This window comes from Novosphingobium sp. CCH12-A3 (genome assembly GCF_001556015.1).
Classification (GTDB): domain Bacteria; phylum Pseudomonadota; class Alphaproteobacteria; order Sphingomonadales; family Sphingomonadaceae; genus Novosphingobium; species Novosphingobium subterraneum.
Genome location: NZ_LSIA01000259.1, coordinates 1 through 12,201 on the forward strand (window position 1 = coordinate 1; position 12,201 = coordinate 12,201).

Annotated in this window: 15 protein-coding genes; 6 read left to right on the top strand and 9 right to left on the bottom strand. The window is 64.8% G+C overall.

Features of this window, described 5'->3' with window-relative positions; genetic code table 11:
• Positions 1 to 174 precede the first annotated feature (174 nt).
• The 4 genes from AX703_RS20985 (at position 175) to AX703_RS28720 (ending at position 3,126) form a co-directional block, all read left to right on the top strand.
• Positions 175 to 849, top strand: a complete 675-nt coding sequence (locus AX703_RS20985) for a DUF4136 domain-containing protein (RefSeq protein ID WP_062346952.1) — start codon at positions 175 to 177, stop codon at positions 847 to 849.
• Positions 850 to 930: 81 nt separating this feature from the next.
• On the top strand, positions 931 to 1,524 hold the full coding sequence (locus tag AX703_RS20990; RefSeq protein WP_062346967.1) for a DUF4136 domain-containing protein: 594 nt from the start codon (positions 931 to 933) through the stop codon (positions 1,522 to 1,524).
• Positions 1,521 to 2,651 carry a M14-type cytosolic carboxypeptidase gene (locus AX703_RS20995; protein ID WP_062346954.1) on the top strand — a complete coding sequence of 377 codons (1,131 nt, stop codon included), beginning with the start codon at positions 1,521 to 1,523 and terminating at the stop codon, positions 2,649 to 2,651. The genes AX703_RS20990 and AX703_RS20995 overlap by 4 nt, the downstream gene beginning before the upstream one ends.
• A gap of 343 nt (positions 2,652 to 2,994) precedes the next feature.
• Positions 2,995 to 3,126: a hypothetical protein gene (locus AX703_RS28720; RefSeq protein WP_255355093.1), complete on the top strand. Its 132-nt coding sequence runs from the start codon at positions 2,995 to 2,997 to the stop codon at positions 3,124 to 3,126.
• Between the two features lie 53 nt (positions 3,127 to 3,179).
• Here the strand turns inward: AX703_RS28720 and AX703_RS21000 are convergent, their stop codons facing one another.
• Together AX703_RS21000 and arsC are read right to left on the bottom strand one after the other, a co-directional pair.
• Positions 3,180 to 3,836 carry a hypothetical protein gene (locus AX703_RS21000; protein ID WP_039332961.1) on the bottom strand — a complete coding sequence of 219 codons (657 nt, stop codon included), beginning with the start codon at positions 3,834 to 3,836 and terminating at the stop codon, positions 3,180 to 3,182.
• Between the two features lie 290 nt (positions 3,837 to 4,126).
• On the bottom strand, positions 4,127 to 4,468 hold the full coding sequence (gene arsC / locus AX703_RS21005) for an arsenate reductase (glutaredoxin) (protein WP_062346969.1): 342 nt from the start codon (positions 4,466 to 4,468) through the stop codon (positions 4,127 to 4,129).
• A gap of 188 nt (positions 4,469 to 4,656) precedes the next feature.
• Between arsC and AX703_RS21010 the strand changes: the two genes are divergently transcribed.
• Entirely contained in the window at positions 4,657 to 6,747 is a 2,091-nt protein-coding gene (locus tag AX703_RS21010; protein ID WP_231735649.1) for a TonB-dependent siderophore receptor, read from the top strand.
• 53 nt (positions 6,748 to 6,800) lie between these two features.
• On the opposite strand, the gene AX703_RS21015 is transcribed toward AX703_RS21010, so the two are convergent.
• Positions 6,801 to 7,310: a (2Fe-2S)-binding protein gene (locus AX703_RS21015; protein ID WP_062346956.1), complete on the bottom strand. Its 510-nt coding sequence runs from the start codon at positions 7,308 to 7,310 to the stop codon at positions 6,801 to 6,803.
• Positions 7,311 to 7,342: 32 nt separating this feature from the next.
• The gene (locus tag AX703_RS21020) at positions 7,343 to 8,107 is read right to left on the bottom strand and encodes a class II aldolase/adducin family protein (RefSeq protein ID WP_062346958.1); all 765 of its coding nucleotides are present in this window, start codon (positions 8,105 to 8,107) and stop codon (positions 7,343 to 7,345) included.
• Between the two features lie 28 nt (positions 8,108 to 8,135).
• Between AX703_RS21020 and AX703_RS21025 the strand changes: the two genes are divergently transcribed.
• Positions 8,136 to 8,786: an SOS response-associated peptidase gene (locus AX703_RS21025; RefSeq protein WP_062346973.1), complete on the top strand. Its 651-nt coding sequence runs from the start codon at positions 8,136 to 8,138 to the stop codon at positions 8,784 to 8,786.
• A 3-nt stretch (positions 8,787 to 8,789) separates the two neighbouring features.
• Here AX703_RS21025 and AX703_RS21030 read toward each other — a convergent pair whose 3' ends face one another.
• From AX703_RS21030 to AX703_RS21050, 5 genes are all read right to left on the bottom strand, one after another.
• Positions 8,790 to 9,485, bottom strand: a complete 696-nt coding sequence (locus AX703_RS21030) for an HPP family protein (RefSeq protein WP_062346961.1) — start codon at positions 9,483 to 9,485, stop codon at positions 8,790 to 8,792.
• Between the two features lie 154 nt (positions 9,486 to 9,639).
• Positions 9,640 to 10,179, bottom strand: coding sequence for a 30S ribosomal protein S9 (gene rpsI, locus AX703_RS21035; RefSeq protein WP_039332972.1), 540 nt, complete (start codon positions 10,177 to 10,179; stop codon positions 9,640 to 9,642).
• Between the two features lie 2 nt (positions 10,180 to 10,181).
• Complete coding sequence (rplM, locus tag AX703_RS21040; RefSeq protein WP_039332974.1) at positions 10,182 to 10,661, bottom strand: 50S ribosomal protein L13; 480 nt, start codon at positions 10,659 to 10,661, stop codon at positions 10,182 to 10,184.
• 139 nt (positions 10,662 to 10,800) lie between these two features.
• Entirely contained in the window at positions 10,801 to 11,127 is a 327-nt protein-coding gene (gene cutA, locus AX703_RS21045) for a divalent-cation tolerance protein CutA (protein ID WP_062346963.1), read from the bottom strand.
• Complete coding sequence (locus tag AX703_RS21050) at positions 11,124 to 12,188, bottom strand: COX15/CtaA family protein (RefSeq protein WP_062346965.1); 1,065 nt, start codon at positions 12,186 to 12,188, stop codon at positions 11,124 to 11,126. Before AX703_RS21050 ends, cutA begins: the two co-directional genes overlap by 4 nt.
• Positions 12,189 to 12,201 lie beyond the last annotated feature (13 nt).

The window sequence follows — 12,201 nt, forward strand, 5'->3', positions numbered from 1 at the left end:
CGTGGGCGCCGATGTAGCCTGCGCCGCCGGTGACGAGAACGGGAACCTTCGACATTGGCAATTCGCTCCGCTCTGGCGCAGGTTTCGTTGCTCCCGCGCGTTCATGGTTGCGACAGCGCGGGCGATTTACACGTCCGGCCGGGTCGCGCCTCACCCCTTACGGGAAAATTACGAATGAAAGCCAAACCGATCTTGTCTGCCGTCGCATTCCTTGCGGCAAGCTCCAGCGCGTTTGCCCAAGCCATGCCGCCGGGGGGACGGTGGGACCAGCCGATGGACCAGCGCATCGGGCGCCAAAACGGGCGGCAGAGTGCCGAGCCTTCGCGCAAGGTCGAGGTCGAGGCGTTCCAGGCAGCCGATGCGGCATCTCTTCTGGGCAAGGGGCCGATCACCGTCGCCGCTGCCGAAGGCGCCGAGGCCGAATGGAAGCTGCCGGTCTATGAAGCCGCCGTCGTCGATCAGTTGGCCAAGCTCGGCTACGAAACGGCCGTGAACGGCGCGGAAGGCGGACAGATCGCGCAGATCGGCATTCGCCACGAGCAGGTCGTGCCCGAGGAAGCCAAGCGCAAGCCGGTTTCGGGCGCGATGGAGGTGGGCGTTTCCAATCGCGGCAACTACACCGCGATGGCGCTCAACATCGACCTGACCAAGGCGAAGAAGGCAATCGTCGCCACCCGGCTCGACGTGCGCATCCGCGACAAGGCGAGCAATCGCGTGCTGTGGGAAGGCCACGCCGAAGCGCAGACGCGCGAGGACGACGATGGCCTGAACAATGGCGCAGTTGCGGCAAGGCTGGCCTCGGCGCTGTTCGCGAAATTTGCCGATGCGCAGGTGGTTCCGGCGAGCTGACTGGAGCAGGTGTGCCAATTGGCATTGCGGTGAAATCCGCGGCGTAGCACCACCTGCGCCATGATCATGGGACGCAGAATGATGAAACGCCTTGTAGCCGCAATTGCCCTTGCTGCCCTGATGGCAACGCCCGTCATGGCCAAGCCCGCACCGATCGAGGTCACGCGGTTTCACACCGCGCAGACGCTGCCCCGGCTGAAAGGCGCGGCGGTGATTGTCGAGGCGGCGCCGGGCAGTGACCGATCCAGCCTGGAAGATCAGGTCTGGCTTGCCGCCGTACAGAAGGAACTGTTCGCCAGCGGTTTTGGCAGCGCCACGCCGGGCGCCGCCGATGCCGTGGCCGAAGTGCGCGTCGACCGCGAGGTGCTCAAGCGAGAGAGGCAGCGCGGACCGGTGAGCGTCGGCGTGGGCGGATCGACCGGCAGCTATGGCGGCGGCGTGGGGCTGGGTGTCGGCATCAATCTGGGCGGAGGGCCGAAGGACTACGTCGTCACGCGCCTGTCGGTGCGCATCCGCGACCGCCGAACCGGCGAGGCGCTGTGGGAAGGCCGTGCCGAAAACCGCGAGAAGGCCAAGGCGAAGGAAGCCGATCCGGCGCTTGCCGCACCTCGCCTGGCGCATGCCCTGTTCTCGGGCTTCCCCGGCACGTCAGGGGATACTATCACTGTCAAATGACAGATATCCGCATCAATGCCGCGTTCGATTCCGGCAACATCGAAGTGCTCCAGGTTTCGGGCGCGCGTGCGAAGCTGGCGATCCGCAAGGACCGCGACTCAGAGTTCTTCCAATGGTTCCACTTTCGCGTCGACGGGGCTGCGGGGCGTGAGCTGGAGCTGAAGATCACCGAACTTGGCAATTCCGCCTATCCGGGTGGCTGGCCGGGGTATCGGGCAGCCTTCTCCGAAGACCGCGAGTTCTGGGGCCGGACCGAGACCAGCTATGATCCGGGCGAGGACGGCGGGACGCTGACCATCCGCCACACGCCCGAGGCTGGCACATGCTGGTTCGCTTATTTCGCGCCCTATTCGATGGAGCGGCATCACGATCTGGTGGCGCAAACGGCGGCGCTGCCGGGTGTGACCCATCGCTGCCTTGGCACCAGCATCGAAGGCCAGCCGATCGACTGCCTCGAGATCGGCGAAGGCCCGAAACAGGTCTGGCTCTATGCCCGCCAGCATCCCGGCGAATCGATGGCCGAATGGTGGATGGAAGGCGCGCTCGAACTGCTGACCGACCCTGCCGACCCACATGGCCGCAAGCTGCGCCAGCTCTGCCGCTTCCACGTGGTGCCCAATGCCAACCCGGACGGATCGTGCCGGGGGCACTTGCGCACCAATGCCGTGGGCGTGAACCTCAACCGCGAATGGCACGAGCCGACGCCGGAGCGTTCGCCCGAAGTGCTGGCAATCCGCAATGCCATGGACGAGAGCGGCGTTGACTTCGCCATGGACGTGCACGGCGACGAGGCGATCCCGCACGTGTTCCTTGCCGGATTCGAAGGCATCCCTTCGTGGACCGACGAGCTTGGCGCCTCCTACGAACGCTACCGCCGCATTCTCGAACGCCGCACCCCCGATTTCCAGACGCGGCGCGGCTATCCCATCGCCGCGCCGGGCCGCGCCAACCTGACGATGTCGACCAACCAGGTCGCCCACCGCTTCGGCTGCGTGGCAATGACGCTGGAAATGCCGTTCAAGGACAACGACGACCTGCCCTGCAAGGAACAGGGCTGGAGCCCGGAACGGTCGAAGCTGCTGGCGCGCGATTGCCTCGCCTCGCTGCTGGAGTGGCTGGAGGGGTGAAGGTTTCTATTGCAGCCGTCGGAAACCCACCCCGCTGCGACTAATTTCGCTTTTGGCTCAATAAGTCTCGCTCCCCTCCCTTGAGGGAGGGGCTGGGGGTGGGTGTGCGACGGCTGCAATAGTGAATGACCGAAGGCCTTGCAGGTTCATCTCACGCAAAGCCGCAAAGACACGAAGATGTTGCGCTGGGGGGCGCTGTAGCGTGAGCCGGCGAACGTTTCGGCTGGGCGGAAGCTCTGGGCCAAACGCAACCCCTTTGCGTCTTCGCGTCTTTGCGTGCCAATCCATCTCGCAGCGCGAACCTTTTACGCAAAGTTAAGAAATCAGGGCGCATGGCTCGGACATGGCCCGCACCATCGCCCTCATCCACGTGCCCCTCGCCGACTTCTCGGCGGCTGAACTGGCGCGCAAGGCGATCGTGCTCGGCTGCGCTGCGGCGCTGATCATGGCGGGCAAGCCGTTCCTATTCTTCTGAGCTAGCACTTCCCAATCTAGGTCAAGTGGCAACGCCTGTGACCGCTCGCCGCTCTAGTCACGAAGCTCCAGAACCCGCTTTACCGCAAACCAAGTACCCCAATCGAAGGGTGCATCGCTCAGCGATCCGGACAGAGTCTCCGCAACCAAACTCATCAAATCGGCGTAGTGGCTCATGCACGCCGCATTTCCGGATCCACCGACGACTGCCCGCTCCCGCCATCGCTCGAACATGAATCCTGTACCGTCGACGCACTGGAATGCTTCGCCCCTGTACCTACCCACTTTCCGGTCAAACACATCCAAGAACAGTTTTGCCTGGCCTTTGCTAAGCGAGAAGCTTCTCTCGTATGCTGGCCCCGTCCCATCATATGCAATCGCGTAGATTGCGCCTTTGGCAGTGCCATCTAAGCGACGGTCCAACGAAATCTTGTACCGCCAGCGAGGCCATTCCGACAGAACCAGCCGCAAGCCGCCATTCGCTTCCGGGTCGAGACTATGGCGCTTTTCAAACTCACGAATGATCTTCAGATCCGCATCGTGCCATTCATCGCCAAGGACGAACTGGCGCTGTTGGGTTGTTCGGCTGTATTGGCGGTACGATTCATCCAGAACAAATAGTCCGACACCGTAGAGCACGATTGCGGCGGCCAAGAAGACAGTAGCGACGACGACGATCTTGCGAACCGATCTGTCGTTAAACTTGATCATGGCCGGGAGCTAGCCGCAAGTCAGCCAAGGCGACAATAGGGTTTGTCGAAGCTGGGCAAGAAGACCTTCAAGGTTGCGACAGGTTCCTTCGGAAGATCGCCGTCGCCCGGTGTTCGACATGGGGCTGCGCTCATTCTGCGATTATGCGCTCGGCATGACGGCTCAACAGGCGCGGCAAGATTCGCGGGAGTCTGCGAGGGGCGTCAGAAGGGAGCCAGGCCCCGTGTCGAGCACGGGGCGACGAGGGGTTTGGGGCTGGTTGGAGCGGGTAGGCTCAACCGCCGCTCCCCCTACAATATCTCCAGCACCCTTTCCTTCGGGCGGCACAGGCGGACGCCCTTTTCCGTCTCCACCAGCGGACGCTCGATCAGCTTGGGTTCGGCGGCCATGGCGGCCAGCACCGTCGCGTCATCGGCTGAGGGCAGGCCGCGTTCCTCGGCGTCGGTGCCACGCAAGCGCAGGCCCTGCTGTGGGGTGAGGCCGGCATCGCGGTAGAGCTGGGCGAGCTTTTCGGCACTGGGCGGGGTCTTGAGGTATTCGACCACCGTCACTTCCGCGCCCGCATCCTGCAGCATCGCCAAGGTGTTGCGCGAGGTGCCGCAGTTGGGGTTGTGCCAGATCGTTGCCTTCATCGCTGCCTCCTGCGTGTTCGATGCAAGCCTCATAACCCCGCGAGCACTGGCTGCAACGCCCGCGTTTTGACGCAGGTCAATGTTATTGCGAAAAATTCGCAAGAAACCCCTTGCAAGTGCGATTGACTCGCAATACTCGCCCTCTTGCGAATGATTATCGCAAACACGTGATCGTTAAGGGGACTACCGTGAACCGTCTTTCCAGCCTGCTGCTCGCCGGAACCATGCTGATGCCTTCTGCCGCCTTTGCAGAAGATCTGGTGCCCGCAGATGCCGCGCTGGAGGCCGATGGAACCAACACCGTGATCGTCGTGACCGGCACCGCCGACGGCTATCGCCCGGTCGATGCCAATGCGGTGAAGACGCCGACCCCGCTGGTCAACGTGCCGCAGACCATCACCGTGCTTACCCGCGAGCAGCTTGACGACCAGGGCATCACCCAACTGGGCGATGCACTGCGCTATGTTCCGGGCGTGGTGCTCGGCCAGGGCGAGGGCCATCGCGACCAGATCAACCTGCGCGGCCAGAACACCACTGCCGACTTCTACCTCGACGGCCTGCGCGACGACACGCAGTATTACCGCTCGCTCTACAACATCGAGCGGGTCGAAGTGCTGAAGGGCGCCAATGCGCTCCTGTTTGGCCGTGGCGGCGGTGGCGGCGTGGTCAATCGCGTCAGCAAGACGCCCGACCTTGACCGAACTAAGGGCGAGGCCAGCGCCAATGTCGACAGCTTCGGCGCCTTTGCGCTGGCCGCCGACTGGAACCAGCCCCTCACCGAGACTGTCGGCGCGCGCTTCAACGGCACCTACGAGGAATTCGACAACCACCGCCAGGACTTCGAGGGCCGCTTCATCGGCGTGAACCCGACCATGGCCTTCCAGCCCGGCGAGAAGACCCGCATCGAGTTGTCCTACAACTATGACGACGACCGCCGCACCACCGACCGCGGCGTGCCCTCGGTAAACGGCAAGCCGCTGACCGGCTATGACGATACCTTCTTCGGCCGCTCGGACGTCAACATTGCCACGGTTGTCGCGCACATCGCGCAGGCCCGCCTCGATCACGAACTGGCCGATGGCCTCAGCTTCAACGTGCTGGGCCAGTACACCCACACCGACAAGTATTACGGCAACGTCTTCGCTGGCAGCGCGGTGAACGCTTCGAACCAGCTGACGCTCTCGGGCTATTCCAGCGCCAACGTGCGCGAAAGCTGGGTCGGGCAGACCAACCTTGTCTGGGAAGGCCGGACTGGCGGCATCGGCCATACCGTTCTGGCCGGTCTCGAGGTTTCGAGCCAGGACACCTCGAGCCTGCGTTCCGACCCGATCTTCAGCGGCTCCTCCACCGTGACACTGGCCAAGCGCCTGACCATCCCGGCGGTGACTTTCGCCGCGCCCAGCCGTTCGACCTTCAGCCGGGTCGATACCTGGTCAGCCTACTTCCAAGACCAGATCGAGCTGGCCTCGTTCCTGCAGGTCGTGGCGGGGGTGCGCTTCGACGAATTCAGGATCAGCGCTGACAACCGCATCCCGCCGGTGTCGACGAACAGCCGCACCGACCGCAAGTGGTCGCCGCGCTTTGGCGTGATCGTCAAGCCGCAGGAGAACGTAAGCTTCTATGGCAGCTTTACCCGCACCTTCCTGCCACAGTCGGGCGACCAGTTCGGCTCGCTGGACGCCACGCAGGCGACGCTGGCACCGGAGGAGTTCGAGAACCTCGAGGCAGGCGTGAAGTGGGACGTGAACCCGAACCTCGCCTTCACAGCAGCGGCCTACCAGCTTGACCGCGAAAATTCGCGCTTCAACAACCCGGCCACCGGCTTCCCCGAGCTGTCGGGCAAGACCCGCGCGAAGGGTGTGGAGCTTTCGCTCGCCGGCCGCGTGCTGCCGCAGCTGCAGGTGAGCCTGGGCTATACGCTGCAGGACGGCGAAGTGCGTTCGCGGACCACGGCAGCTCTGCCCGGCACGCGGCTGGCACAGCTGCCGCGCCACCAGGCTTCGGCGTGGGCCCGCTACGACGTGAGCGACAAGCTGGGCCTTGGCGTGGGTCTGACGCACCAGTCGAAGAGCTTCACGACGATCAGCAACGCGGTAACGCTGCCGGCGTTCACGCGGATCGATGCCGCGGTATTCTATGACCTGTCGGAGAACCTGTCGGTCCAGCTCAATGTCGAGAACCTCACCGACACCGACTATTTCCCCTCAGCGCATACCGACAACAACATCTCCACCGGCGAGCCGATCAATGCCCGCCTGACGGTGCGCGCGAAGTTCTGAAACACCCCAGGCGCTCTCCCCTCCCCCCCTCGCGAGGGGAGGGCGCCACCCCTTCAGCCTGCGCCGGGCGCCACGATCGCCGGTGGCGGAGCGGCGCTGATCGTCTCCTCGCCCCGCATCACGCGGGCGGCGCGCTGGATCGCGCGGGTCAGGCGCGGATAGACGCCGCAGCGGCAGATGTTGGTGATGGCGCGGCCGATGTCCTCGTCGGTCGGGCTGGCGCTGGTGGTGAGCAGCGCGGCCGCAGCCATGACGATGCCCGGCGTGCAGAAGCCGCACTGGATTGCCTGCTCGGCCACTAGCGCCTGCTGCACCGGGTGCGAGCGATCACCCGACAGGCCTTCGATGGTGGTGAAGCTGCGGCCCTCGGCCTCGCCCAGCGAGAGGGTGCAGCTGGGCATTGCCTGTCCATCGACGATGACCATGCAGGCGCCGCATTCGCCGGTGCCGCAGCCGTACTTGGTGCCAGTGAGATTGGCCGCATCGCGCAGCGCCCAGAGCAGCGGGGTATCGTCCTCGAGACGGTACTGCACGGGCTGGTTGTTGACGGTGAGGCGAGCCATAGCCTCCGCTTAGCGCGCCGCCACCGCTTCAATCAATCCCGCCAGCTGCGGTCGATCCTGTCGATGCGGCGGGTCCATGCGGCGAAGTCCGCCTCGCCGACGCGGCCGCCGGCATTGACCTGGCCGAGATCGCGCTGGTGGACCTTGATCACGTCCTCACCGACGTGGATCGGCGGGCGGCCCATCGAAAGCGTCGCCATCTGGATCTCGCAGGCGCGCTGCAGGCTCCACTGCGTGATGAACATCTGCTGCAGTGTCTGGGCCAGCACCACCGGGCCGTGGTTGCGCAGCATCAGCACGCGCTTGTCGCCAAGGTTGGCCAGCAGGCGCTCGCCCTCCTCGGCGCGGACGGTGACGCCCTCGAAATCGTGGTAGGCGAGCTGGCCGATGAAGTTGCAGGCGTAGAAGTTGATCGGCATCAGCCCTTCTTCGAGGCTGCACACCGCCATCGTCTCGGTCGTGTGGACGTGGCTGATCGCGTGGGCCCAAGGCAGGTGGCGGTGGAAGTAGGCGTGCTGGGTGAAGCCCGCCTGGTTGACCGGATAGGGGCTGTCATCCAGCTTGTTGCCGTCGATGTCGATCTTGACGAGGTTCGAGGCAGTGACCTCGCTGTAGAGCAGGCCGAACGGGTTGATCAGGAACGCGCCTTCCTGATCAGGCACTTTCAGCGAGATGTGGTTGTAGATCGATTCGGACCAGCCCAGGTGGTCGTAGATGCGATAGCAGGCGGCGAGTTCCTGCCGGGCATGCCATTCAGCGTCGCTGCATTCGATATTCGGCCGCAAATGGGTGGCCATGGCGCTCTCCCGCACATATCTGGTTGTTATGTGCAACTTGTATCGCATGACCAGCAACGTGCAAGCCATCGCGCAGATGTTCGCGCCAGTGGCCAATGCGCAGGTCAATCTGCCCGCCTTTTCAGAGATCTACCCCGATACCGAAGCGCCCGTGCTGATCGCGCGCGGGCCGACGCGCAGGCTGGGCACGATGCGCTGGGGCTGGCCGCCGTTCGGCGAAGTGAAGCGCCCGGTGACCAATATCCGCAACCTCGCTTCGCCAATGTGGCGGGCAGCGCTGGAGGACCCGAACCGGCGCTGCCTCGTACCCGTCACGGCCTTCTCGGAGTGGTCGCAGACGCCGGACCCGGACACGGGACGCAAGCGCAAGCACTGGTTCGCCCTGAAGGAGCAGGAGTTGTTCGCCTTCGCAGGGCTGTGGCGTCCGACAGCGGAGGGGCCGCGCTTTGCCTTCCTTACCTGCGAGGCCAATGCCGTGGTCGGGCGGGTCCATCCCAAGGCGATGCCCGTCATCCTCGGCACGGCGGAAGCCGCACACCAGTGGCTGACCGCCCAAGGCGATGCGGCGGTGGCGATGCAGCGGCCCTATGCCGACGCGGCGATGGTGGAAATAGAGGTAGAGGAGAACGCGCCCGCTCCGTCGGCGCCGCGCAAGCCGGAACAGCCCAGCCTGTTCTGACGCCTACTTGTGATCATCCTCCCAGCGTCGCAGCACGCGGCGTTCGACCGCGCGGAACAGCGCGTCGAGATCTTCCGGAGCGACGTCGAGCACTTCGTCCCAATCTTCCAGGACGGCATCGAGGTCCGCACGCTCGTATGTGCCTGCCCATGTGCCCTTTGGCATGGGTGGGGCCTGAAGCGGAATGTGCGGCCATGGGTGGCCAGTGAAGTTGTTATAGAGCCACCCTGCGAAGACCAGTCCCAGCAGATTGGCGAGGAGCGGCAGAAGAAGCCCGATTGCGCTACTGGCAGGGTTAGTTGCCGCAAGCGCGCCGAGGATGGCACAGGCGCCGCCGGGTGGGTGAAGGCAACGGGCCAGTGTCATCGTGGCGATCGCCATGCCCACCGCGAGGCCTACCGCAGTCAGCGGATCGCCGACCAGATGGCCTGCGGCAAGGCCGGTTAGCACAGCAACCATGCTTCCGCCGAGGACTGACCATGGCTGCGCGAGAGGGCTGGCAGGAACCGCGAAGACCAGCACCGCGGATGCACCGACAGGCGCGACGATCCATGGCGACTGCGGAGTGCCGGGGAGAAGTTTGCCGGCCACTGCTGCCAGCGCCACGCCGAAGAGCGCACCCACAGCGCCACGCGCCCAGCCGAGGCGTCCGCCGAAGCGCAACTGCCCCCATGCTGCGGGGCGCGGCAGCCTGATCATCGCGCAAGGTCTCCTCTCGTCCGCGCATGCGATGCGACGGTGGAATGCTGCAGGCAAGAAAAAAGGGGCTGGCCCGGAAGCCAACCCCTTGTTTCTGTTCTGCCTTGCAGCCGAAGCGCGATCGGTGCTTCGAGAACTGCCCGCCGAAGCGCGATTAGCGCTTCGAGAACTGGAAGCTGCGGCGGGCCTTGGCCTTGCCGTACTTCTTACGCTCGACGACGCGCGGGTCGCGGGTCAGGAAGCCGGCAGCCTTCACGGCGCTGCGCAGTTCGGGTTCGAACTTCGACAGCGCCTGGGCGATGCCGTGCTTGACCGCGCCGGCCTGGCCCGAGAGGCCACCGCCCTTGACGGTGCAGACGATGTCGTACTGGCCTTCGCGACCGGCGACTTCGAAGGGCTGGTTGATCACCAGACGCAGAGTCGGACGGGCGAAGTAAACTTCCTGGTCACGGCCGTTGACAGTGACCTTGCCCGAGCCGGGCTTGAGCCACACGCGGGCCACGGCGTCCTTGCGGCGGCCGGTGGCATACGAACGGCCCTGCGCATCGACTTCGCGAGCGCGGATCACGGCAGCGGGGCCGGTGCGGACAGGAGCGGCTTCACCAGCCTCGGCCGGAGCGGCAGCCACGGGAGCAGCAGCGGTCAGGTCCTTGAGGTCGGCGAGGCTCGACACGGTGTTTTCGGTTTCGGCCATGATTATGCACCCACCTTGTTCTTGCGGTTCATCGAGGCGACGTCGAGCGCCACCGGCTGGGTGCCGCCATGCGGGTGCTCGGCACCGGCATAGAGGTGAAGGGCACGCATCTGCGCACGGCCGAGCGGGCCGCGGGGGATCATGCGCTCAACCGCCTTTTCAAGCACGCGCTCGGGGAAGCGACCACCGAGGACCTTGTCCGCGGTGACTTCCTTGATGCCGCCGGCATAGCCGGTGTGCTTGTAGTAGGTCTTGTTCTTCAGCTTGTTGCCGGTGAACTTGACCTTGTCGGCGTTGATCACGACAACGTGATCGCCGCAATCGACGTGCGGGGTGTAGCTCGGCTTGTGCTTGCCGCGCAGATGGTTGGCAATGACGACGGCGAGACGGCCGACAACCATGCCTTCGGCATCGATCAGATGCCAGTTCTTCTCCACCTCGGCCGGCTTGATCGACCGGGTGACCTTGCTGAGAGCCTTCATGGCTACGGGTTCCCTGGATATTCGGTGCGTCGATCCGGGCGGGAATCCGCTTCTTCACGACGAAGGAAGCGCGCCTTTGTTGCAAATGCCCGCAAGAGTCAAGCAAACTGCGGGTTTTCGGAGAGGTAAAATAATACCGCTACGGCTTGCGTAACCCGCAATCCGCCTCCAGCCAACCCAGCGTGGCCACTCCTGCCGCATCGCAGCGCCACCCGGAGATCGCGGGCGCATCGTAGGGATGCAGAGCTTCGAGGCGCGCCACGGCGGCATCCAGCAGGTCGGCGCGGGTCTTGAACAGGACGGCAACTTCGCTGCCCTTCCCCCGCTCGCCGTTCCAGCGATAGAGCGAGCGGATGGCGGGGAGGATGTTGGCGCAGGCGATCAGGCGTTCGTCGAGCAGCTGACCTGCTACCGCCTCGGCGCTCCCGATGTCGCCGAAGGGGCACCAGATCAACGCAGCGGTCATTGCGCCCCTTGTTTCGGGCGGCCGAGGATGTGCGCGCACCATACTGTCGTGGCGACGAGCAGCGCGCCGACAAGCTGGTGCAGCACGCCGAGCCAGAGAGCGACGCCGCTCCACACGGTGAAGATGCCGAGCAGGACCTGTGTGCCAAAGACCGAGTGGAGGACGACAGAAGCCTTGCGGTCCGTTTTGCGCAGCTTTCGTGCGACAACGACCAGCACGGCGACCAGGCCCCAAGCCCACCAGCGGTGGATGAAGTGGACGAGGAACGGATCGGACAACAGCGCGTGGCCTGCGCCCAGTGCCCAGTCGATGCCATCGGGATAGACCTTGCCCTGCATCAGCGGCCAGGCGTCCCAGTTGAACCAGCCGCCGCCGGCCGAAGTGCCTGCGCGCAGGCCCGCTACCAGCGCGCCGTAGAACAGTTGCAGCACCAGCATGACAAGCGCAAGCAGCCCGATCCCATGCAGGCGCGAGCGTGCCTCGCCCTTGCCGAGCGCGATCAGATCAAGCGCGGTCCACACGAGGCCTGCAAGCGTGAACAGCGCGACCAGCAGGTGCGTGGCGAGGCGGAAGTGGCTAACCTTGACGTCGTTGACGATGCCCGACTTGACCATCCACCAGCCGACCGCACCCTGCAGTGCGCCCAGTGCCAGCAGCGCGAGCAGGCGGGGCTTGTAGCCTTCAGGGATGCGCCGCTTGATCCAGAACCACGCGAGCGGCGCTGCAAACACGAGGCCGATGGTGCGGGCGAGCAGGCGGTGGACCCATTCCCAGAAGAAGATGAACTTGTAGGTCTCGAGCGTCATGCCCGCCGGACCGTTGACCAGCTGGTACTGCGGCGTGGCGCGATAGGCGTCGAATTCGGCCTGCCATTGCGCCTCGGTAATCGGCGGCAGGGTGCCGCTGACCGGCTTCCACTCGGTGATCGAGACACCCGATTCGGTGAGGCGGGTAATGCCGCCGACCACGACGATGGCGAGGACCATGAAGGCGACAATGAACAGCCAGCGCGCAAGGGCAGTGGCATCGTTTCGCAGCTTGGGCGTGACGCTGTTAGTCATGGCTCCCGCCCCT